Raw genomic sequence first — 22,221 nt, 5'->3', positions numbered from 1 at the left:
GGCCGTGATGCATTAAGCGCAACAGACGGCGGAAAAGGGAAGGTCGATGAGAAAAAAGGGAATCCTTATTTTTGCGATTTGCCTGCTTATGGCAGCAGGAATCGCCGCTGCCATAACAATATATTCAAGACCTGCGGAAAAAATGGTGACACGGACCAGTATTTTCAGCTGGTCTGATGATCTGCTTTCAGATAAAGAAAAGCGGGCCTCACTGGACCATGCGGCTGAGCAGCTGAGCATCGGCCGCGTATTTCAGGCATTTCCAAAGGAACCGGATCAGAAGGAAACGGAGAAATTCGTAAAACATTTAAACAGAGACGGCCGCCTTTGCTATGGACTTTTGGGAAAGCCCCAGTGGGCGCAGGACCGGGGGCTTGCGGAGGCTGAGGGCCGTATGGAAGCTCTGGCTGCTTACAATGAACAGGCAGCAGATGGAGAAAAACTGGCCGGAGTGGTACTGGATATCGAGCCATACCTTCTGGAACAATGGGGTCAGGACCGGCAGACCGTCATGGCCGCCTTTTTAGAGAACATGAAAGCGCTTTACCAATATGCGCAGGAAAAGGAACTGTACACCATCATCTGCGTGCCCTACTGGTTCGACAATGACTATTCCGGGATATTGGAAAGTTTGATTCAGGATGCCTGCGATGAACTGGCGGTTATGAATTACTATGTGGGAGAAGAATACAGCCACATTGAGACAGAACTGGGTATGTGTAAAAAGGCCGGTAAGCCAATTATTTCCATTACGGAATTTCAAAGCCCGGGATATCATGATCTGACCGATGAGATCACTTATTATAACCGGGGGCTGTCCGCTGCGCAGGATATGTTTGAGCAGATGAAAGAGCAGATCCGGTACAAAGATCTGTCTTTCTCCTATCACTGCCTTGAGCCGGTCCTGGAGCTTCTGGAAGATACACAGGGTGACAGCAAAAAATGATGTACTTATACGGATATACCGGATTTTTGCGAGGTGACAATGGAACAGGTTTTTCGAAAAGAGATCAAATACCGAATTTCGGTCATACAGTACGCCAGACTGGCGCAGCTGCTGGACAAGGAAATGAAAAGGGACGCTTACAGCAGTAAATACGGTAGCTATAAAGTCCGATCCCTTTATTTTGATTCGATCCATAATCAGGATCTGCGCGATGTGCTGGCAGGGAATTACGCCAAAAGAAAGATACGCCTGCGGGTCTACTCACCAAAGGATAAAACGGCTAAGCTGGAGCTGAAGGTGAAACACGGACCTGATCAGCAAAAGTTTTCCCTGAACGTATCCCGAGAGCAGGCGAAGCAGCTGGCGCAGGGAAATTTTAATTTCCTGAGAAATATGGAAGAAGAGGTGGCGGCGTATATTTATCAGGAGATGACTCTGGGCGTTTATCGTCCGCAGGTAATCATTGAATACGACAGAACGGCCTTCATCCATGAGACCAATCGCATCCGAATCACCTTTGACCAAAAAGTGCGCGGTTCGGACAGTAATCTGAATCTGTTTTCTGAGAATCTCAACCTGTATCCGCTGATGCCGGAGGACACGGGCGTTCTGGAGGTTAAATACGACGGATTTTTAATGAGCTATATTAAGGACGCGCTGGCTTTGATCGACCAGCTGCCGCAGTCCAACAGCAAGTATGTGCTGGGAAGACTGAAAACTTACTGAGGAGGGACATTGATGAAGCAGTACATATTGGATAACCTGCAAAACTTTACGTATATGAACGACAAGGGGCTGACGGATTTTCTCATCAGCATCGTGATATCCCTGGTGCTGGGAATGCTGATATTCCTTGCCTATCGTATAACCTACACCGGTGTTGCCTATAGCAAACGGTTTAATGTGTCTTTAGTCATGCTGTCCATGATCACAACGATGGTTATGGCTGTCATCAGCAATAACATCGCATTGTCCCTGGGTATGGTCGGAGCCCTGTCCATTGTGCGTTTTCGTACGGCAGTGAAGGATTCCAGGGATACCACCTTTATTTTCTGGTGCATTGCGGTGGGGATTTGCTGCGGTGTCGCCCAATTTGCTTTAGCGGCCGTTGGAAGCGGAATTATTTTTTTGTTTCTCATTGTCATGGGGCAGGTTCGGACCGATGGAAAATACCTCTATATCATCCGCTGCGGCCAGAAGGATGAGAAGGAAGTGGAATCCATCATGTTCCTCTATTTCAGGAATGTTCAGCTGCGGGCGAAAAATATGCAGGGAAATGAAGTGGAATTCATTTACGAGCTGAGTGAGCGGGCGCTGAAAAAGGCAAAGCGCACCCATGAAGAGGATGTGACGGAGCGGCTCTTTGCGCTGGAAACCCTCTCCGCGGCAAACCTGGTGATGCAGACCGATGATATGAGCAGATAAGGGCGGCGAGGCACAGATATGAAAAGGAGACTTCTATGCGCGGCGGCGATTCTGGCAGTGTTTGTAATCGCGGCCGCCGCCAACTGGTACATAGACGTGACCAATGAAAATACCGACGAGCGGGTACATCAGCATGAGCAGGCACAGACAGTAAAGGCCTGCGATCATGATGATTCTGTTTTCTGTACCCATCTTCCCCTGGTATCCATCGACACCGAGGGAAAGAACATTCCCATCGATAAAGAAGAGATCTTCTGCCGGATAAAAATTTACGACAAAGAAGGCGTTAACCATCATTTGTCTGACAAAAGCGATATCGATACGAAATCGACGATCAATATCCGCGGAGCCTCTTCGCGTCACTTTGACAAACATTCTTATCGGATGGAATTCCGCAGCGGCAGAGACCAGCAGAAAAAGAGGAATTTAAAAGTAATGGGTATGGCCGCGGACTGCGATTGGATTCTCAACGGACCTTTTCTGGATAAATCTCTTATGCGTAACTATATGATGTACAATTTGTCCGGCGAAATTATGGCCTGGGCCCCCAACGTGCGATTCTGCGAGGTGTTCCTGAACGGAGAATATCAGGGCGTATATGTGATGACAGAAACCATTAAGGTGGATCAGGACCGAGTGGATCTCCATGAGTATGATCCAAAGGAAATTGAAACCAGCTATCTTATCGAGCGCAATCGGCCGAACACAACCTCTGACGCAGTGATGACCTTCGGCAAACAGGCGGGTTATACGGAGGGAGAACTGGGAATCCTCTACCCAAACCGAAAAAACATCACCGAGCAGACCTATGACTGGATCCGCGATGATATCAATGAAATTGAAAAGCTGCTGTATTCACTGGATTACGACGAATGGAACTATGGATATTATAACTTTATCGATGTGGACTCCTTCGTTGATTATGTGGTAATCAACGAATTCTCCAACAATCTGGACCAGGGCTCCTACTCCACCTACGCCTATCGGCCGCTGGGAGGCAAACTGACCATGGGGCCGGTCTGGGACTTCAACAACTCATTCGGACTGTACGATAAAAATCCCATGGGCTTTTTTCTTTACGGAAAGCCCTGGTTTATGATGCTGATGAAGGATGAAACCTTTGTGCAGGATGTGATCGACCGTTACCGGGTGCTGCGAAAATCCTATCTCAGTGAGGATTATCTGTTCAGCTATATCGACTCCGTCAGGGAGTACCTGGGTCCTGCCGTGGACCGGAATTTTGAAAAGTGGGGATATAGCTTTGAGAAACGTTTTTTCGACGACCCCAAGAGGGAGATACGCAGCTATGACCAGGCCATCGGCCAGCTCAAATCCTTTATCCATCAAAGGATCGAGTTTATGGACGAAAATATTGAAGTACTGAAGCAGTATTGCCACGAGTCTATGGTAAAGCCATACAATTAAGGGGGCAAAGGGATGAAAAAATTTTTGATCGTATGCGCCTGCCTGCTGCTGGGCTACATGGGCCTCAATTACGTATATTATAATACCAGCTTTCCCTGGACGCCGGATTCGGGAAAGCCGCTTGAAGTACAGGCAAAGACTCAGGGTAAGGACATCCTGATGAAAAAAGACGGCGGCTGGGAAAAGATTACGGTCTGCGGAATGAATATGGGATCAGGATATCCGGGACATTATGCTACGGATTTCGCCATCAATTACAATACCTATATACAGTGGTTCAAAATGATGCAGGCGATGAATGTCAATGTGCTGCGGATCTATACGATTCAAAACGATACTTTTTACAAAGCGTTTTACGATTACAACAAGGGCAGAAAAAATCCTCTTTATCTGATCCACGGCATATGGGTGGACGATTACGCTATGCGGTCTCATCTGGACGCTTTTTCCAAAGAGGTTCATGACGCGTTTATCGATGACTGCAAAAAAGTGGTGGACATCATACACGGACGACGTCATATCGGATTTAACTCCGACTATGGCTCAGGCGAGTATGAGTGGGATATTTCTCCCTATGTCATCGGCTATGTGGCCGGAGTGGAATGGGAGCCGGATCTGGTGGTCTATACCAATGACAAACGGGACGAGATCAAGGAGTATCAGGGAACCTATTTCAGCACGGAAGAGGGAGCTTCCCCTTTTGAATGTTTCCTGGCGGAGACAGGCGACCGTATGATGGAATATGAAGTGAAGAAATATTCTCAGCAAAGGCTTCTGGCCTTTGCCAACTGGCCGGAAACCGACCCTCTGGATCATAAGCTCTGGTCTAAAGAGAGAACCAACAATTTCGTAAAAGTGGATGTGGAACATATTCGTCAGGAAGCCGCGGTAAAATCGGGAACCTTTGCTTCCTACCACGTATATCCCTATTATCCGCCTTTCATGTATTATGAAAAGCAGTTTCTGAAAAATGGCAGGAAAAATGGATACAAAACTTACCTGAAGGCTTTGAATAAGCATCATGCCGACAAGCCGGTACTGGTTACGGAGTTCGGTCTGCCTTCCGCCAGAGGGATCGCGCAGAGAGACCTCAACCGGGGACTGGACCAGGGAAATCTCAGCGAGGATGAACAGGGCAAAGGCCTGCAGCTGCTGTTTACCGATATCATGGATTCGGGATGCGCCGGCGGCATGGTATTCACCTGGCAGGATGAATGGTTCAAACGAACCTGGAATACCTGGCCCAATATCGACAGCACCAGAACGCCCTTCTGGAGCGACATTCAGACCAACGAGCAGATGTTCGGAATCATTACCTTTGATCCGGGTGAGGTACGGAGTATCTGTTATGTGGACGGGGATATTTCCGAATGGCAGAGTGTGAAGCCCGTCATCGAAAAAGACGATATGTCACTGTCCATGGTGTACGATGAACGGGCGCTCTATATCCGGGTCCATAAAAAGGATCTGGATCTGGAAAAAGAAGATGTGTACATCCCTCTTGACACAACGCCAAAATCCGGCGCGGTAAAAGATGAAACCCACGGCCTAAAGTACAGTATGCCGGCGGACTTTGTCATTGAAATCAAAAGCGAAAAAGACGCCGAAATTCAGGTGCAGGAATACTATAATACGACAGAAACACTGTATGGCTCGTACATACATAGGATCGATCCCTACCTGGATCCGCCGGATAAGGACAGCGGGGTCTTCGAGGATATCAAGCTGTATCTGCGGCGCAGCATGAAGCTGTCGGAGGATGAATGGGAACCGGCCGATCTCTTCAATACAGGCAAGCTGCGGCCAGGAAACGGCAATCCCAATTCCAGGGAATTCAATTTTCTGACCGATTACTGCGTCAGCGGCGATGAAATTGAGATCCGCATCCCCTGGGGACTGATTAACTTCAGCGATCCTTCCAATATGCGCATTCACGATGATTATTACAAGCATTACGGGGTGGAGAACCTCTCCATCAACCATCTCAATACGGCGCTCTATACCAGAAAGGGCGGACGCGGCGGACAGGTGAGCTCAACCGGGTTTGCGGCCATGAAGCTGGAAGGCTGGGGAAACCTTCCCACCTACCATCAGCGGATCAAAAAATCCTATTACTACATGCAGGAGATATACGGCAAATACTTGAAAGAAGGGGCTTAGAATATGCATACGGTCTCGGAGCAATATCTGACAATTTTATATTTGTTCATTTATTTCTGCATCTGTATCTGCATTTACAATGCTTATGAAACCTTTATCCTCTATCGGGACAAAAAGAAGAAACCGCAGAGAGTGGAGAAAGAAAAGCTGCGTATTGAGAACGCGGTCCGGGACATGGCAGGAAAGAAGAAAAGCGGAAAAAAGAACCGAACAGCCAGATTTCGCCCCAAACGGCTGCTGATTTTTCATGAAGCACTGCTGCAGGTGGAGCAGTGCTGCCGGGAGGAAGACCGGCCTTTTTTGAACCGCTTTGCAATAGAAAGCATGGAGGAGTATATTGAGGTTTTTCAGCGAAAAGGCGTGCTGATTAAAAACTATCTGGTTTGTCTTGTGGGGTATCATCAGACTTACTCGGAAAAGATTGGCGCGTTTCTCATTAAATGCCTCAACGAGCCGTCGGTAGCCATTCGCATGGAAGTGCTGCGGAGTATTGCCAAGCTGGGCAATACGGGACTGCTCATGCAGGCGCTGGATGTGATGGACCGCAGGGAGGCGCGAATGAACGACAAGATGATCACCGACACGCTGACGGATTTCAACGGTGATCACGACCGGCTGATTCAGGAACTGCTGGATAAAATCGACCAATACAGCGATTACATCAAGCTGGCGGTGATCACTTATTTTTACGGAAACGATCATCAGGCGGTATGCGGCAGGCTGCTTTCCATGCTGGAAAGCGAAAAAGAAGACAAAGAAGTGAATCTGCGGATTATCAAATATTTCGGCACTGTTTACAATGCCCGCGCACAGTCCGTTCTGATCCGGTTCGCATTGTCGGAGACTTGGGAGTACGCAGCGGTAACGGCCAGAACCCTGCGCAATTATCCGTCGCAGGAAACGGTGGCGGCGGCCAAGAGCAGGCTCAACGATTCCAATTGGTATATTCGTTTTAACAACGCGGAGACGCTGGCGTTTCTCTGCAGCCGCAAGAATCTGGAGGACGTGCTGAATTCCCAGGACCGGTACGCCAGGGAAATCATGCGCTACGCATTGAAAAAGCAAGAGGAAGTAGTGAAATAAGAAAGGCAGGGACGGATATGCTGCGTACGACGGTTGAATTTATTAATGTGTTTTTCTTTGTATATATTTTGCTCTATTCCGGATTTTTGTTCCTTTCCACCCTGGTCGGCGCGCTGACCTTGGAAAAGGACTCGCGGAAAAAGACCTTTCTTTCGGAAGTGACGCTGTCCGATGCTTCGGGATATATGCCGGTATCCATCCTTGTACCCGCATACAACGAAGCCCTGACGATTATTGACACCATTTTATCCATTGAAAAGGTAGATTATCCGGAATTCGAGATCATTGTAGTGGATGATGGCTCCAAAGACGCGACGGCGCAGACAGTCATCGACTATTTTCAGATGACCCTGATAAAGCGGCCGATCCGCAGGCAGGTGCCCTGTCAGGAAGTAAAGGAGATCTGGGAAGCGGTCCACCGCCAGATACATCTGACTCTGATCTGTAAGGAAAACGGCGGCAAGGCCGATGCGCTCAATATGGGTATCAATGCTTCCAGATACGCCTATTTTCTGGAGATCGACGCTGATTCCGTATTGCAGAAGGACGCGGTAAAAAATCTCATGGAACCGATTTTGGAAGATGACAGAATCATTGCCTGCGGCGGCATGATTCAGGTTTCCAATCAGGCGGTGATCGTAGAAGGGGAGATCAAAAGCCTGACCTTTCCCAAAAAGTGGCTGGTGCTGCTGCAAATGCTGGAATACTGCCGTTCTTTTCTCGGCTCAAGGCTGTTTTTCAATGGATTCAGCGGCAATATGATTATTTCCGGGGCCTGCGGGCTCTTTCGCAAGGACCTTACGGTGGCCTGCGGCGGATACGATACGGGAATCGTCGGCGAAGACATGGAGCTGGTGGTGAAGCTGCATCACTACTGCAAATGCAACAGCATCCCCTATAAGATCATCAATGTGGCCACTGCCAATTGCTGGACCCAGGTGCCGGAATCCCTGAGCGACCTGAAAAAACAGAGAAGAAGATGGCACATGGGACTGATTCAAAGCATCGCCCTTCACCGGGACATTATCTTTAACCCCAGTTACGGCGTGGTCAGCATGGTGTCCATGACTTACTATCTGGTGGTGGAATGTCTTGGCCCGCTCATTGAGCTGGTGGGCTTGCTGAACATTGTAGCGGCCATTTACTTAGAGCTGATCTATTTTGATTTCATGATTCGCTATTTCATCCTGTTCATTCTGTTCAGCGCATTAATTACCATTACAATTTTCCTGTCCCGTATCTATTTAACCAATACCGAGGTCAAGGTCTGGCAGATCGGCAAGGCGCTGCTGTTTTCTTTTATTGAAGCCTTTGGGTTCCGGCAGCTGATTACCCTGTTCCGGCTCAGCGCTTTTGTTCAGTACCGGAAGTACAAGGATTACTGGGGAGATATCACCAGAAAGAAAAATACGGCCAATTAGGAAGGCTTTCCATAACCTTAATCTGAAAAGCAGGTGTTCGGTGGCGGACCGCCTGCTTTTGCTTTAGGTGATTCCCTGGAGCGAGGTCGGTAGAGGGGAGGCCGGCCCCCTCCGGGTTAGCAGATATTTGCGCCAGGCATAGATAACGATATGTTATAAGCATTAGACATGAAACAATGGGAGCGTTACAATATGCTTATCCTGAGAGAAGAATTGTCAAGCATAAAGCATATATTTAAAAAGCATATTAAGGAGAACATATGGAATACCGTATACTGCCCAGAGGGGCGGAGAAAATCAGCGCCCTTGGCCTGGGAACCAGTTCCCTGGGCCAGGCCGGAGAAAAAGAAGCCGAGGAAACGATTGCGCTGGCCCTGGAAGAGGGTATCAACTATTTTGATATGGCATCGGCGGACGCAGTTCCTTTTCCTGCCTTTGGGCGTGCGACAGCCGGATGCCGGAAAAAGGTTTATTTTCAAGTCCATTTCGGCGCGGAATATCATACCGGAACGTATGGCTGGACGCTCAGTCTGGATGCCATCAAGCGGTCAATAGACTGGCAGCTGAAAAACCTGAAGACAGACTATATTGACTTCGGGTTTATACATTGCATTGATGAAGAGGCCGATCTGCAGGGAATGCTTTCAGAGGGGACTCTTGACTATATCCAGCAGCTGAAAAAGGAGGGGGTAATCCGCCATATTGGCCTGTCCTCCCACACACCGGGCATTGCCAATAAGGTGCTGGACATGGATTTAATCGACATGCTCATGTTCAGTATTAATCCGGCATACGATTACCGCCATGGAGATTATGCCATCGGAAGCGTTGATGAGCGGGCCGACTTATATCGCAGGTGTGAGGCAGAAGGCGTGGGGATATCGGTTATGAAGGCTTTTGCCGGCGGGCAGCTGCTGAACGAAAAAACCTCGCCCTTCGGACGGGCGCTGTCGGAATATCAGTGTTTGCAGTATGTGCTGGATAAACCGGCTGTGCTTACCGTAGTGCCCGGCGTGAGGGATCGGGCGGACCTGCGGCGCATCCTGAGATTTTTTGACGCAGCGCCCGAAGAAAAGGATTATTCGATTTTAGGCAGTCTGGCGCCGAAGGATGCGGAAGGGGTCTGTGTTTACTGTAATCACTGCCAGCCATGTCCCGCCGGGCTGGACGTGGGGCTGATTAATAAATACTATGACCTGGCGCTGGCCGGAGACGCGCTGGCAAAGAGTCATTATGCGAACCTTGAGAAAAAGGCTGCGGACTGTACAGCCTGCGGTCACTGTGATTCCCGCTGTCCGTTTCATGTGGATCAGGCGCGGCGGATGGCTGAGATTCGTTCCTATTTCGGGAAATGATGAAAACGCCTATGCCTTTCTAGCTGGGGCGGGCACTTGAAATAAAAGATATAAACCACCTTTCGGCCGCATAACCTTTATCGGGAGGTGGTTTTTTATATGGCAGAAAAACAACAGAAAGAAACGATTCTGGTTAACGGATACGCATATCCCAGCATCGCGCCGGAAACGCTGAATGCGTGGCTGCCTGACCTGACGTTTGTTTCCACGTTCAGCTATGGATTTACACCGGAAGGGCAGCTGATCGATCTTATGGATGAAAACATCGCAGGCCCGGCGCAGGCGGCGGGTGTGCAGGCTCTGATGGTCCTGACCCCGTTGGACAGTCAGGGTGCTTTTAATAACGAACTGGTAAGAGCCCTGCTGGAAAATCCGCAGGCACAGAACCGATTAGTCGAAAATATTCTGGCCAATATTCGCACCAAGAGCATGTTCGGGGTGGATTTTGATTTTGAATACGTGCTGCCGGAAAACAGAGATCAATATACAAATCTGGTCAGGGCGGCGAGGGAAAAACTCAATGCGGCCGGGTATCTGGTGACAGCGGCGCTGGCTCCGAAGACATCGGCGGGCCAGAGGGGACTTTTGTATGAAGGGCATGATTACCGGGGCATGGGGCAGGCGGCTAATTTTATCCTGACAATGACATATGAGTGGGGCCATGCATTTGGGCCTCCGATGGCTGTGGCTCCCCTGGATCAGGTTAGGCGGGTCCTGGACTATGCGGTTAGCGAGATCCCGCCCGATCAGCTGCTGATGGGAATTCCCAATTACGGATACGATTGGAAACTTCCCTTTATCCAGGGAGAATCCAGAGCAGAAAAGCTCTCTCTTGATGAAGCTGCCGCACGGGCGGCACGTTATGGGGCGGAAGTGTTTTTTGATGAGGCAGCCCAGTCGCCCTATTATTACTATACGGACGGAGACGGGGTGTCGCATGTAGTTTGGTTTGAGAATGTGCAAAGTCTGCGAGCCAAGCTGACGCTGGTTTCAGAGTATGGGCTGGCGGGGATCAGCTATTGGAACATCATGGATTACTTTCCTGCCGGGTCAGAGGTTTTGCGGGAGATGTATCAGGTGGCAAAGGTGTAGTTTTGGGAGCAGAGACAGAAAAAGGCAGCTGATTGAACAGTTGTCTTTTTTCGTGAGGCTGTAAATTTACAATTCGTATAGGAAATGACAGGCGCGTAAAAACATAGATTTTAAAACGCCAGTATGCTATACTAAGCATAGGGAATGAGGTTCTCCCCTGGCACATGCCAAAACCGCTGTTACAGCTGATGACTTCTGCAATTCGTTGCAGAAGTTTTTTTGTAGGAGGATAATGGATGGTATTGAATTGTTTGGCCGTCGGCGCCGGCGGCTTCATAGGCTCGGTTTTGCGGTATCTGGTCGGTCTGATACCGTTTCTGCACAAAGGCGCGCTGCCCTTACAGACTCTGCTGGTCAATGTGATCGGCGCGATTCTGATCGGCATGATCGTTAAATCTTCGGAGTCTTATGAGGAACTGGGAGAAAACGTGGTTTTGTTTTTAAAAGTGGGGATATGCGGCGGCTTCACAACCTTTTCCACATTTGCGCTGGAATCCCTGAACATCATGCAGGAGGGGAAAAGCCTTATAGGCCTGCTGTATATTGGAATGAGCGTTGTGCTGTGCATCGCGGGCGTTTATGCGGGGAAATGGATTGCCGGATATCTGGGAGCATAGGGGCAGGAGGTTGTTGCCATGAAAAGATTATTACTGCCGATTGATGGATCGGAGCGCTGCTTTCAGGCAGCGGAGCAGGTCAGGCGTTTGTATCGCAAGGAAGATGTAGAGATTATTCTAATGACGGTACGCAGCGACTGCGAGTTTGTGAGCGAGGAAGCGGAGCTGGAAAAAATCAAAGAACAGTCCATGGGCATCTTTACAAACGCGGAAGAGATCCTGCAAGGCTACAGGGTGAAAAAAATTGTGGACTTCGGACATATCGGAAATACGATTCTAAAGCATATGGAAGAGGATAACATTACAGCCGTAGTGATGACCCGCTCCACAAGGGAAGGCTACATACAAAAGCTGGGATCGGTGACATCCTATGTACTTAAGTACGCAAGGTGTCTGGTCATCATCGTCCCGGAAGTTGAACGGCATATCTGCAAGGAACACAGTGCCACCGTATATTTGTCGGGACAGTTTTGCAAGGGTGCGGATTCCTGCCTGCTTCCGTCCGCGGCCGGAACGTGTGTCTACAGAATCGAGGTGCTGAAAGGAAGGGTGCGCCTGAATCATGCGGCCTACAATCCGGACGGCGGCACCTGGACGATGGAGCCGGGAAATCATCAAAAGGCCCATTATAACATCAGTGCCGGTGAAAGCAGAGAAATTGAACTTTTCGTAGGAGTTAATTTTGGGCAGGAGGATCGGATTGATCTCGTCAATCCAAGGCCTTTTGACCCCGCGGTTATCAGATATGAATATGAAGAGCCAAAAGAAGAAAGGGGCAACAGGTGATATTCAGATCGTAGTCTCCGTTCCGGAGAGCTCACAGGAGTATTGGGCTCTCAATTGTGCGGCCAATCCCCAGACTTGCCGGGAACGGCCCGCTGTGCCAAGTCGACAGTGGAACTGGAGTTTGAGGTTCCGGAAATCTATCTTCTGGGGGATGCCAAGAAGGTGGCGAATATCATGTACGGTATCTGGGATGCCTTTGAGGTGGCCTCCCTCCGGCGCTTTTTGCTTTGAAACTAGGCCGGAGCGGATAAAATATGTGGGTTTGCGGGTTTTACGGATTTATTTTTTGGAAATTTCCATTTAAGCTTGCCACGCAAGGGTAAGAAACGTTGAAAAAAGATCCGCTTTTACCCCCTACTTTTGACAAAAGATCCGGAAACAATTTAGCGCATTACAATATGAAATTGGATAGACGTTCCTTTCTGACAAAATGCGGTCCGGATGCGGTGGAGAGCAGAGAATGGTTTGGGGCTTGCGACCAAATTCCAATTTTGCCGCTAAATCCCGCAACCATTGTCCCCAAAGAAGCACTATGGTCGCAGGTTAGATAAGGATATTCGACTTTACGGCGAAGCCGTGCCCTTATGAAAAACTGTCAAAAAAGGAAAATTGCTATTTTTATCAACAGGCAGCGAAAAATTTAGTTTCTGTTGATCTTTTTTCAAGGATGCAGAGCTTGCGCACATAGAAAATCGCTCAATATGAAGCTCCGAACAGGAGCAGGGACCGCAAATCCTTGGAAATACATCAACAATAGGGCCGAAATGAATCCGTTGTTGAACAAATGTGCATATTGTTAGAAAAGACTGCACCGTAAGACAGTCTATCGAAAAGCTGATAAACATCTCAATTAATATACGATTTATAGCTTGAATATTATGCGTAATCAGTGTATAATTATTAAAGATACTATATTAAGAGGAGAAAGAAAAATGAAGAAAAGTATAATAGCGGTCTTATTGGCCATGGTGCTGGTATTTTCTTTAGCAGCGTGCGGCGGAAGCGACAGCGACAAGAGCGCCGGCGATGCTGAAAAAGTAACCTATAAGGTAGGAACAGAGCCTACATTCCCTCCGTTTGATACTACGGATGAAGAACAGAATATCGTTGGACTGGACATGGATCTGATCAAAGCCATCGGTAAAGATCAGGGCTTCGAGGTAACTTTCGAGAACCTGTCCTTTGACGGTCTGGTTCCGGCGCTGAAAGCTGGAAACATCGATATCATCGCAGCAGGAATGAACAAGGACGACAAGGACAGACAGGCGCAGGTTGATTTCAGCGATGCCTACTATGAATCAAAGCTGATGGTTGCCGTAAAAGAGGACAACAACACCATCAAGAGCGTGGATGACCTGACAAAGGACATGAAGGTAGCGGCTCAGACAGGAACTACGGGCGCTAACAAGACCCAGGAACTGCAAAAGCAGGGCAAGATCAAAGAAGCGGTTATCCTCAACGGACTCGATACAGCGATGCTGCAGCTGATCAACGGTGATGTTTCCGCAGTAATCAACGATAAGCCGGTAACAGAAGCTTACATGAAAAAGCAGCCGGACAAGATCAAGATGGTAGGTGAACCTCTGAACGCGGAAAACTATGGATTCGCCGTTAAGAAGGGAAACACCGAGCTGGTAGAAAAGATTAACGCCGGTCTGAAAAACATCAAGGAAGACGGAACTTTTGACAAACTGGTTGACGAATGGTTCAACAAATAGGATAATAGGAATGAATGCGAGACCTTTGGCCGCGATCACGGTCAAAGGTCAATTCTTATTATAAGGAGGATTTAAGGTGCAGGAATATTTACACGGCATAGTTATCGCGCTGAAGGGCGTTCCGATAACATTGGCAGTTTCCTTAGTCGCTGTGCTGATCGGGCTGGTTGTGGGCCTTCTTGTCGCTACGGCGAAAAGATCCCGGTTTAGAATTCTGCGTATTATAGGGACAATCTATGTAGACGTTTTGCGAGGTACGCCCCTTTTGGTACAAGTGCTGATTTTAGCTTATGGTGTTCCGCAGATTATCAATTCGCTTTTCGGCGTTTCCTTTCACTGGGAGATTAAGATTGTGATTGGTTTCGTGGCCTGCGGAATTAACAGTTCGGCGTATATGGCGGAGATCATACGAAGCGGCCTTCAGGCCATCGACGTCGGTCAGTCGGAGGCGGCCAGGTCATTGGGCCTGAGCAGCAGGCAGACCATGCGTTACATCATTGTTCCCCAGGCGTTTAGAATTATCGTACCGGCGCTGGGAAATGAATTTATAACATTGATTAAAGAGACTTCCATACTGTCTATGGTTGGTATTGTTGAGGTTACGAGACAGGGACAGCTTTGGGCATCTCAATCGTTTTTATTCTTCCAGGCGTATATCGGCGTGGCTATCGTATATCTGGCTATGACGCTGACACTCTCAAGACTTGTCAATTACATAGAAAGGAGGATGGCGCGAAGTGATCGAAGTTAAAAATTTAGAGAAGGCTTTCGGGGATCTGAAAGTATTACGGGGCATCACGGAAACCATAAAAGAGCAAGAAGTAGTTTGTGTGATCGGCCCGTCGGGTTCGGGAAAAAGCACCTTTCTTCGCTGCCTGAATCTGTTGGAAGAGCCCACCGGCGGAGAAATTTACCTGGACGGTCAGAAGGTCAACAGCCCGGAAGTGAACATCGATGAAATCAGAACAAAACTGGGCATGGTGTTCCAGAGTTTTAATTTGTTTCCACATATGACGGTCATGGGAAATATCACGCTGGCTCCCATTCAGGTCAAAGGAATGAGCAAAGAAGAAGCGGACAAGAAAGCGCACGAACTGTTGAAGACAGTGGGACTTGAAGATAAGGCGGATTCCTATCCAAGATCTCTTTCCGGCGGACAGCAGCAGAGAGTCGCCATTGCAAGAGCCTTGGCCATGGATCCGGAGGTCATGCTGTTTGACGAACCCACATCGGCGCTGGACCCGGAAATGGTAGGAGAAGTTCTGGCAGTTATGAAAGATTTGGCGGAACAGGGCATGACGATGATTATCGTGACCCATGAGATGGGATTTGCCAGAGAAGTGGCCGACCGGGTATTCTTTATCGACGAGGGAATCATCATGGAACAGGGTACACCGGAGCAACTCTTTTCCAATCCTCAGAACGAAAGAACAAAGGGCTTTCTAAGCAAGGTTCTGTAAACAATTTATAGCGAATAAGCAGCAGATAGAATAAAAGGCACATCCGAGCCAATGCCTTACGGGCGGCAGGATGTGCCTTTTTGTATAAAAGAAAACCCCGCGTTTGACGCGGGGCTGGTTTTAACTGTTTGCGGAGCCATTATTTACCGGCCTTAATGTCAGCCAGCTGCTGCTTTACGCTTTCAAAGGAAGTGGAGCCTTTGGATTTTTTCGCTTCAATGCAGCTGCGCACGGCAATTTTATCGTATATGTCATCTTCGAATTTATCGGAGAAGGATTTAAATTCTTCCATGGACATTTCTTCAATGGCAATGCCTTTATTGATACAGTGGAGGACAATACCTCCGATGATTTCGTGGCAGTCGCGGAAAGGAATGCCTTTCGTTACCAGATAGTCGGCAGCGTCCGTTGCGTTCATGTAGCCGTATTTGGCCGCATGTTCCATTTTTCCCGTGTTGACCTTCATGGTTGCGATCATCTCTGTAAAGATGTTCACAGAGGCTTTCAGCGTGTCTCCGGCATCAAAGACAGGCAGCTTATCTTCCTGCAGGTCTTTGTTGTAGGCAAGAGGCAGGCCCTTGACAATGGTCAGAAGGCTCATCAGATCACCGTAAACCCGGCCGGTCTTGCCGCGGATCAGTTCCGCCATATCCGGATTCTTTTTCTGGGGCATGATGCTGCTGCCGGTGGAGTAAGCGTCGTCGATCTCCACAAAGCCGAATTCGACCGAACTCCAGAGGATCAGCTCCTCACAGAAACGGGACAGATGCATCATGGTGATGGAGCAGCAGCTGATAAACTCAACGGCAAAATCCCGGTCCGCCACAGCGTCCATGGCATTGGGGCAGACGCCCCTAAATCCCAGCTTTTCCGCCAGAAAATCCCGGTCCGTCGTATAAGTGGTACCCGCCAGCGCGCCGGAGCCCAGAGGCAGATAGTCCATCCGGTCCAGACAATCGGCAAAGCGGTCCGCGTCCCGTTTGAACATCTGATAATAGGCCAGCAGGTGGTAGGCCAGGGTAACCGGCTGCGCCCGCTGTAAATGGGTGTAGCCAGGCATCACTGTATCCTGATGCTTTTCCGCCAGGTCAGCCAAAGTGTCCATCAGCGTTTTCAGTAGCTGATCGATGGCTGCGATTTCGTCTTTCAGATAGAGGCGGATGTCTACGGCCACCTGGTCGTTACGGCTGCGGGCCGTATGGAGCTTTTTGCCCACAGCGCCGATCCTCTCGGTGAGGATCGACTCAATATTCATGTGGATGTCCTCCGATTCGATGGTGAACTCCACCTTACCGGCATCTATGTCAGCTTCAATTTCTTTTAACGTCTTGACGATCAAATCGGCTTCTTCGCCGGCTATGATGCCCTGTTTTCCCAGCATGGTCGCATGGGCGATACTGCCTTTGATATCGTCTTTATACAGTCTCTGGTCAAATTCAATGGATGCATTGAATTCATCAGCGGACGAAGTCGCCGCCTTTGAGAACCTTCCTTTCCAAAGCTTCATTGGGTTTTGCTCCTCCTTCTGAGTTCTGTTTCTGGATTGCGCGGATCTTCAGAGGCAGTGAGAACAGGTTGATGAAACCTTCCGCATCGCTCTGGTTGTATACTTCGTCTTTACTGAACGTAGCGAATTCTTCGCTGTATAGTGAGTTGGGGGATTTGCGTCCTGCAGCAACTGCGCTTCCCTTGTAAAGCTTCATTTTTACCGTACCGGTAACCAGCTTCTGTGTTTCGTCTACGAAAGCGGAGATGGCTTCCCGCAGAGGCGTGTACCACAGGCCGTCATAGCACAGCTGCGCGAACTTCTGAGCTACAATATATTTGTACTGCGTGGTGTCTCTATCGAGGATCAGCTTTTCCAGTGCGGAGTGAGCCGCGAAGAGGATGGTTCCTCCCGGAGTCTCATAGACGCCGCGGGACTTCATGCCCACCAGACGGTTCTCGATCAGATCGGCCGTACCTACGCCGTTCTTGCTGCCCAGTTCGTTGAGCTTTGTCAAAAGCTCGATCGGGCCCATCTTCTGTCCGTCGATGCCTACCGGAACGCCGGCTTCGAAGTCGATATCCACATAAGTCACTTCGTCCGGAGCCTTTTCAGGAGGAACGGAGAGAACGTGGATCGTATCGTAATGTTCATTCCAGGGGTTTTCCAGCTCGCCGCCTTCGTGGCTGATGTGCCAGATGTTCTCGTCACGGCTGTAAATCTTGGCTTCGCTCTGATTGATAGGGATGTTGTGAGCCGCCGCGTATTCCAGCAGATCTTCTCTGGATTCAAAATCCCAGAATCTCCAGGGAGCGATGATCTTAATAGCCGGGTCGAGGGCCTTGATCGTTGTTTCAAAACGAACCTGGTCGTTTCCCTTACCGGTACATCCGTGGGCTATGTAAAAGGCTTCTTCCTGCTGAGCCACCTCGACCAGTTTTTTGGCCATCAGCGGTCTTGCCATGGAAGTTCCCAGCATGTATTCGTTCTCGTAGATCGCGCCGGCTTTCAGCGTCGGCCAGATAAAGTCCGTAATGAACTCTTCTCTCAGATCGATGGTGATCGCTTTGCAGGCACCCGTTGCCAGCGCTTTCTTTTCGATGGCGTCGAAGTCTTCCTTCTGTCCTGCGTTGCAGCAGACTGCGATTACGTCATAGTCATAGTTTTCCTTTAGCCATGTCATGATGATCGAGGTGTCCAAACCACCCGAATAGGCTAATACCACTTTTTCTTTAGCCATGTTAATAAACCCTCCTCAAAATCTTTGTATACTGATGAATAATTAATTCATAGTGTGAATAAAAATTTAAAACATAGGCTAATTATACAACAAAGGTATAAAAAATCAACCCCATTTTTGTAAAAAATCCACAAAAAATATAATAATCATAAAAAAGCTAAAGACTTTAATGCATAAATGTTGTAAAATGGGATTACAGCGCAGAAAGCTGTGTTATTGTCTGAAAAATGTGTATATAATAAAAGAGATATATATTAAGGAAGCGTTTTGTATGAAATTTCAATTTGAAGAAAAGCAGAAAAAATGGGGGCTGACCGCTTTTTTCGTGATCGTGGCGGCCATTCTTGTATTTTTTGCGATTTACCGGTTCGATGTGTTTTCGGAACTGATCAGCATTGGTATGGCTATTTTAACTCCGTTTATCTATGGACTGGTGTTTGCCTATCTGCTGTGTCCGATTTATAATTTTACAACCAGAAACATGTATTCGGCGCTGTACAGGAGAGCGAGGAGGCCAAAGTGGGCCCTGTCTCTTTCCAAGGGAGTGGCTACATTTATTTCGATTTTGGTATTTTTTATCGTCATAACAGGGTTCTGCTGGATGATCATACCGGGACTCATCAACAGCATCATGCATGTCGTTGATATCCTGCCGGACAGTATGAACCGTTTCATCCACTGGATTGATACAAAGACGACCAACTATCCGGAAATGCAGGCGACCCTGGAAAACTGGGTCAACCGTTTTACGGATAATGTAGTAAAATATGTAGAAGAAAAAATGCTGCCCAGCTATATGGAGATCGCCACCAGCATTTCCACAGGCGTGTTCGGCGTTATAACGATTCTGAAAAACTTTTTTGTAGGAATTATCATATGCGTATACTTTCTCAACAGCAAAGATCTTTTCGCGGCCCAGTCGAAAAAGCTGATTCTGGCCACTTTCAGCGAGAAGAGGGCGGGAGAGATCCTCAGAGGAGCAGCATATACCAATAAGACGTTCGGCGGTTTTATCAACGGTAAGATCATTGATTCCCTGATCGTAGGACTCATCTGCTTTATCGTCATGAGCATACTGAACTGGGAGTATCCGCTGCTGATCAGCTGCATCATCGGTATTACCAACATTATACCGTTTTTCGGTCCGTTCATCGGAGCCATACCTTCGGCTCTGCTGATTCTGATGGTAAATCCGATGCAGTGCATCTATTTCCTGATATTCATTCTGATTCTGCAGCAGGTGGACGGAAATATCATTGGGCCAAAGATCCTGGGGGACAGCACGGGGCTTTCCAGCTTTTGGGTCATGTTTGCGATTCTGGTAGGCGGGGGACTGTTCGGTTTCGTGGGAATGATCGTTGGAATACCGATCTTTGCCGTATTTTACGCATATTTCAGCAGAAATATAAACCGGAGGCTGGACAAACGAGGATTTTCTACGGATATCCGCGACTATACCATTGATAAATACCGGGTAAAGGAAAAGAAGAAAAAAAAGAAAAAGAAAAAAAAGGAGGGGCCGGGAAGTGGCATTTTTAAAGGGTAGACTGACAGAAAGATTAGGGGAAAAGGCAGTTTTGGAAAACTGCGATATGAGCAGATTTACATCTTTTCGGACAGGAGGAAAGGCGGACTTTCTGATCCTGCCGGAAAACGAAGAGGAGTTGAAATTCACGCTCAGCCTTCTGGCGGAGACGGACATGCCGTACATGGTCATGGGAAATGGGTCCAATATATTGGTGAAGGACGGTGGTTTCCGGGGGGCGATCATTAAGCTGGGAGATGCCTTCGGGCAGATCGAAATCCATGGAGAAATTCTAACGGCAGGCTGCGGGGCGCTGATGTCATCTGTTGCCAGGGCTGCGCTGGACGCAGAGCTGACAGGTTTTGAATTTGCCAGCGGCATTCCCGGCAGCCTCGGAGGAGCCGTATTCATGAACGCGGGAGCATACGGCGGAGAGATGGCCGGTATCATCCGCGAGGCCAGAATCATCAAAAAAGACGGCAGCGGAGAATATACGCTTTCCTGCGAAGAACTGGAGCTGGGCTACAGGCACAGTATCCTTCACAATACGGGAGACGTGGCAGTAAACGTCACATTGGAACTGGCAAAGGGAGATAAAGAGACCATCGGAGCTGAAATGAAGGAACTGGCCGCCAGGAGAAATGAAAAGCAGCCTGTTTCACTGCCCAGCGCCGGCAGTTTTTTCAAACGCCCGACCGGATATTTCGCCGGTAAGCTGATACAGGACGCGGGGCTGAAGGGACTTTCGGTGGGAGGCGCGCAGGTTTCGCCTCTGCACAGTGGTTTTATTGTAAATACAGGGGGCGCTACGGCGACGGATATCATACGGCTGATGGAGATCGTACAGGCGTCCGTTCTCGATAAGTTCGGTGTAAAATTAGAGCCGGAGGTAAGGATCATTGGAGAATAAGAAATATGAAATGGGTTATGATCTCCACACCCATACGATTTTTTCCCATGGGAAGGGGACCATTGAAGATAATGTACGGGCAGCTCTCGACCGGGGGCTGACCCATGTAGCTATAACCGATCATGGCCCGGGACATCTGTTCTATGGCATCAAGCGTAAGGATGTTCCGGTCATGCGTAAAGAAATTGAACTGCTGAATAAAAAGTATCCCAGAATCAGTATCCATCTGAGCGTGGAGGCCAACATCATCAAGACGGGCAATCACTTGGATATCCGCCCGGACGAGTACGACCAGTATGATTTCGTCATCGCCGGATACCATTACGGACTGCCAAAAGGATATTGCGTGTCCAACTGGCTCTGGAACCACGGCCTGACACTGGGGGAAAAACAATTGAAGATCAAAAATACGGACATGGTGATAAAAGCTTTGTATGAGAACGATATCTCGATTCTTACGCATCCGGGTGATAAAGGGCCCTTTGACATGCTCCCCATAGCGGAAGCCTGTGCGGATACGGATACATTGATGGAGATCAGTACCTGGCATCCCCATATGACGGTGGAAGAGATCAAAATCGCAGCAGAGACTGACGCGCAGTTTATCATCAGCAGCGATGCCCATGTACCGGGAAGAATCGGTGATTTCGAAGGCGGTCTGGAAAGGGCCAAAGAGGCCGGTCTGGACCTTTGCCGGATTGTAAATCTGAGGGAAATTAAATGAATACAGTAATTGTAACGGGACTATCGGGAGCAGGAAAGACCCAGGCGATGAATTGTCTGGAGGATTTGGGATACTACTGCGTGGATAATATGCCTCCGGCGCTGATTAAGAGTTTTGTTCAGCTGGCGGCCAACGAATCCACGCCTATTGAACGGGCGGCCTTTGCAGTGGATGTGAGAGGCGGCGAATTGTTTGCGGATATGGAAAAAGCTCTTGAAGATCTGGCTGCCAGCGGCATCAATTACAAGATTCTGTATCTGGAAGCCTCGGACCGCGTGCTGATCCGACGTTTCAGTGAAAGCAGAAGACAGCATCCGCTGTCCAAGGGAGAGAGCACGCTGGAAGGGCTCAGGAAAGAAACTGAGATGCTCAAAAACCTGAGGGACAGGGCTGACTACGTCATTGACACGTCCAATATGAAGGTGGCCCGCCTCTGGCAGGAGATCAAGGATCTGATTACCTCCGGGGAGAGTGAAAAGACTTTTGTCATCAATATTATGTCCTTTGGCTATAAAAATGGGATACCTCTGGGGGCCGATATGGTATTCGACATGCGGTTCATTCCCAACCCATATTATGTGAAGTCCCTGCGGCAGCTCACCGGAAACAATAAAAAAGTTCGCGATTATGTGATGAAACAGGACGTTACCAAACGGTTCATTGAAGAAGCTCAGAAATTGATTATGGAGCTGATCCCTTCTTATATGAGGGAGGGTAAATACAATTTGAACCTTTGCTTCGGATGCACGGGCGGACACCATCGCTCCGTGGCTATGGCCAATGAAATGGCGGAAATCCTCAAGAGCGGCGGAAAACGAATCACGGTGGAACACAGGGATTTGTAGAGG

General features: G+C 48.7%; 21 protein-coding genes and 1 riboswitch. Of the genes, 19 read left to right on the top strand and 2 right to left on the bottom strand.

Going from position 1 to position 22,221, the window contains the following annotated elements:
• The first annotated feature begins 46 nt into the window (after positions 1-46).
• The 15 genes from NE619_RS10945 to NE619_RS10875 all read left to right on the top strand — a co-directional run bounded on the left by NE619_RS10945 (position 47) and on the right by NE619_RS10875 (position 15,488).
• Positions 47-946: a hypothetical protein gene (locus tag NE619_RS10945; protein ID WP_256132455.1), complete on the top strand. Its 900-nt coding sequence runs from the start codon at positions 47-49 to the stop codon at positions 944-946.
• Positions 947-985: 39 nt separating this feature from the next.
• A complete protein-coding gene (locus NE619_RS10940) occupies positions 986-1,672 on the top strand; it encodes a polyphosphate polymerase domain-containing protein (RefSeq protein WP_256132454.1) in 687 nt (228 codons plus the stop codon).
• Positions 1,673-1,684: 12 nt separating this feature from the next.
• Positions 1,685-2,371: a DUF4956 domain-containing protein gene (locus tag NE619_RS10935; RefSeq protein WP_256132453.1), complete on the top strand. Its 687-nt coding sequence runs from the start codon at positions 1,685-1,687 to the stop codon at positions 2,369-2,371.
• 18 nt (positions 2,372-2,389) lie between these two features.
• Positions 2,390-3,796 (top strand): CotH kinase family protein, encoded by a 1,407-nt coding sequence (locus tag NE619_RS10930; protein WP_256132452.1) that lies wholly within the window; start codon positions 2,390-2,392, stop codon positions 3,794-3,796.
• A gap of 12 nt (positions 3,797-3,808) precedes the next feature.
• Positions 3,809-5,956: a hypothetical protein gene (locus NE619_RS10925; protein ID WP_256132451.1), complete on the top strand. Its 2,148-nt coding sequence runs from the start codon at positions 3,809-3,811 to the stop codon at positions 5,954-5,956.
• A 3-nt stretch (positions 5,957-5,959) separates the two neighbouring features.
• Positions 5,960-7,039, top strand: a complete 1,080-nt coding sequence (locus tag NE619_RS10920; RefSeq protein ID WP_256132450.1) for a HEAT repeat domain-containing protein — start codon at positions 5,960-5,962, stop codon at positions 7,037-7,039.
• 17 nt (positions 7,040-7,056) lie between these two features.
• Positions 7,057-8,460, top strand: a complete 1,404-nt coding sequence (locus NE619_RS10915) for a glycosyltransferase family 2 protein (RefSeq protein WP_256132449.1) — start codon at positions 7,057-7,059, stop codon at positions 8,458-8,460.
• Positions 8,461-8,720: 260 nt separating this feature from the next.
• Positions 8,721-9,815, top strand: coding sequence for an aldo/keto reductase (locus tag NE619_RS10910; RefSeq protein WP_256132448.1), 1,095 nt, complete (start codon positions 8,721-8,723; stop codon positions 9,813-9,815).
• A gap of 99 nt (positions 9,816-9,914) precedes the next feature.
• Positions 9,915-10,907, top strand: coding sequence for a glycosyl hydrolase family 18 protein (locus NE619_RS10905; protein WP_256132447.1), 993 nt, complete (start codon positions 9,915-9,917; stop codon positions 10,905-10,907).
• A gap of 131 nt (positions 10,908-11,038) precedes the next feature.
• Positions 11,039-11,112, top strand: a riboswitch (Fluoride riboswitch).
• Positions 11,113-11,143: 31 nt separating this feature from the next.
• Complete coding sequence (gene crcB, locus NE619_RS10900) at positions 11,144-11,524, top strand: fluoride efflux transporter CrcB (protein ID WP_256132446.1); 381 nt, start codon at positions 11,144-11,146, stop codon at positions 11,522-11,524.
• 18 nt (positions 11,525-11,542) lie between these two features.
• Positions 11,543-12,310 (top strand): universal stress protein, encoded by a 768-nt coding sequence (locus NE619_RS10895; RefSeq protein ID WP_256132445.1) that lies wholly within the window; start codon positions 11,543-11,545, stop codon positions 12,308-12,310.
• A 54-nt stretch (positions 12,311-12,364) separates the two neighbouring features.
• On the top strand, positions 12,365-12,541 hold the full coding sequence (locus NE619_RS10890) for a hypothetical protein (RefSeq protein ID WP_256132444.1): 177 nt from the start codon (positions 12,365-12,367) through the stop codon (positions 12,539-12,541).
• Between the two features lie 701 nt (positions 12,542-13,242).
• Positions 13,243-14,028 (top strand): basic amino acid ABC transporter substrate-binding protein, encoded by a 786-nt coding sequence (locus NE619_RS10885; RefSeq protein ID WP_256132443.1) that lies wholly within the window; start codon positions 13,243-13,245, stop codon positions 14,026-14,028.
• Positions 14,029-14,104: 76 nt separating this feature from the next.
• On the top strand, positions 14,105-14,779 hold the full coding sequence (locus NE619_RS10880) for an amino acid ABC transporter permease (RefSeq protein ID WP_256132442.1): 675 nt from the start codon (positions 14,105-14,107) through the stop codon (positions 14,777-14,779).
• Complete coding sequence (locus NE619_RS10875) at positions 14,766-15,488, top strand: amino acid ABC transporter ATP-binding protein (RefSeq protein ID WP_256132441.1); 723 nt, start codon at positions 14,766-14,768, stop codon at positions 15,486-15,488. Before NE619_RS10880 ends, NE619_RS10875 begins: the two co-directional genes overlap by 14 nt.
• 139 nt (positions 15,489-15,627) lie before the next feature.
• On the opposite strand, the gene argH is transcribed toward NE619_RS10875, so the two are convergent.
• Both argH and NE619_RS10865 read right to left on the bottom strand, forming a co-directional pair.
• Positions 15,628-16,995: an argininosuccinate lyase gene (gene argH, locus NE619_RS10870; protein ID WP_256132440.1), complete on the bottom strand. Its 1,368-nt coding sequence runs from the start codon at positions 16,993-16,995 to the stop codon at positions 15,628-15,630.
• The gene (locus tag NE619_RS10865) at positions 16,946-18,214 is read right to left on the bottom strand and encodes an argininosuccinate synthase (RefSeq protein ID WP_256132439.1); all 1,269 of its coding nucleotides are present in this window, start codon (positions 18,212-18,214) and stop codon (positions 16,946-16,948) included. The genes argH and NE619_RS10865 overlap by 50 nt, the downstream gene beginning before the upstream one ends.
• Before the next feature lie 271 nt (positions 18,215-18,485).
• Here NE619_RS10865 and NE619_RS10860 point away from each other — a divergent pair, with 271 nt between their 5' ends.
• From NE619_RS10860 to rapZ, 4 genes are read left to right on the top strand one after another with little or no spacing between them, the layout of a single operon-like run.
• Complete coding sequence (locus NE619_RS10860) at positions 18,486-19,760, top strand: AI-2E family transporter (RefSeq protein ID WP_256132438.1); 1,275 nt, start codon at positions 18,486-18,488, stop codon at positions 19,758-19,760.
• Positions 19,741-20,649, top strand: a complete 909-nt coding sequence (murB, locus tag NE619_RS10855; protein WP_256132437.1) for a UDP-N-acetylmuramate dehydrogenase — start codon at positions 19,741-19,743, stop codon at positions 20,647-20,649. Before NE619_RS10860 ends, murB begins: the two co-directional genes overlap by 20 nt.
• Positions 20,639-21,373 carry a PHP domain-containing protein gene (locus NE619_RS10850; protein ID WP_256132436.1) on the top strand — a complete coding sequence of 245 codons (735 nt, stop codon included), beginning with the start codon at positions 20,639-20,641 and terminating at the stop codon, positions 21,371-21,373. The genes murB and NE619_RS10850 overlap by 11 nt, the downstream gene beginning before the upstream one ends.
• Positions 21,370-22,218 carry an RNase adapter RapZ gene (gene rapZ, locus NE619_RS10845; protein WP_256132435.1) on the top strand — a complete coding sequence of 283 codons (849 nt, stop codon included), beginning with the start codon at positions 21,370-21,372 and terminating at the stop codon, positions 22,216-22,218. The genes NE619_RS10850 and rapZ overlap by 4 nt, the downstream gene beginning before the upstream one ends.
• Positions 22,219-22,221: the final 3 nt, after the last annotated feature.

Origin of the sequence: Anaerovorax odorimutans (genome assembly GCF_024459955.1) — a bacterium.
GTDB lineage: Bacteria > Bacillota > Clostridia > Peptostreptococcales > Anaerovoracaceae > Hominibacterium > Hominibacterium odorimutans_A.
The sequence above is the reverse complement of the archived record's forward strand: the minus strand, read 5'-3'. Positions and strand labels throughout refer to the sequence as shown.

Excerpts from the sequence above, each read along its gene's own strand:
- NE619_RS10930 (WP_256132452.1), top strand. The coding sequence starts at position 2,390 with ATGAAAAGGAGACTTCTATGCGCGGCGGCGATTCTGGCAGTGTTTGTA.
- rapZ (WP_256132435.1), top strand. The coding sequence starts at position 21,370 with ATGAATACAGTAATTGTAACGGGACTATCGGGAGCAGGAAAGACCCAG.
- NE619_RS10865 (WP_256132439.1), bottom strand. The coding sequence starts at position 18,214 with ATGGCTAAAGAAAAAGTGGTATTAGCCTATTCGGGTGGTTTGGACACC.
- NE619_RS10885 (WP_256132443.1), top strand. The coding sequence starts at position 13,243 with ATGAAGAAAAGTATAATAGCGGTCTTATTGGCCATGGTGCTGGTATTT.
- NE619_RS10895 (WP_256132445.1), top strand. The coding sequence starts at position 11,543 with ATGAAAAGATTATTACTGCCGATTGATGGATCGGAGCGCTGCTTTCAG.
- NE619_RS10945 (WP_256132455.1), top strand. The coding sequence starts at position 47 with ATGAGAAAAAAGGGAATCCTTATTTTTGCGATTTGCCTGCTTATGGCA.
- NE619_RS10860 (WP_256132438.1), top strand. The coding sequence starts at position 18,486 with ATGAAATTTCAATTTGAAGAAAAGCAGAAAAAATGGGGGCTGACCGCT.
- argH (WP_256132440.1), bottom strand. The coding sequence starts at position 16,995 with ATGAAGCTTTGGAAAGGAAGGTTCTCAAAGGCGGCGACTTCGTCCGCT.
- NE619_RS10915 (WP_256132449.1), top strand. The coding sequence starts at position 7,057 with ATGCTGCGTACGACGGTTGAATTTATTAATGTGTTTTTCTTTGTATAT.
- NE619_RS10935 (WP_256132453.1), top strand. The coding sequence starts at position 1,685 with ATGAAGCAGTACATATTGGATAACCTGCAAAACTTTACGTATATGAAC.
- NE619_RS10905 (WP_256132447.1), top strand. The coding sequence starts at position 9,915 with ATGGCAGAAAAACAACAGAAAGAAACGATTCTGGTTAACGGATACGCA.
- NE619_RS10910 (WP_256132448.1), top strand. The coding sequence starts at position 8,721 with ATGGAATACCGTATACTGCCCAGAGGGGCGGAGAAAATCAGCGCCCTT.
- NE619_RS10940 (WP_256132454.1), top strand. The coding sequence starts at position 986 with ATGGAACAGGTTTTTCGAAAAGAGATCAAATACCGAATTTCGGTCATA.
- NE619_RS10920 (WP_256132450.1), top strand. The coding sequence starts at position 5,960 with ATGCATACGGTCTCGGAGCAATATCTGACAATTTTATATTTGTTCATT.
- crcB (WP_256132446.1), top strand. The coding sequence starts at position 11,144 with ATGGTATTGAATTGTTTGGCCGTCGGCGCCGGCGGCTTCATAGGCTCG.
- NE619_RS10925 (WP_256132451.1), top strand. The coding sequence starts at position 3,809 with ATGAAAAAATTTTTGATCGTATGCGCCTGCCTGCTGCTGGGCTACATG.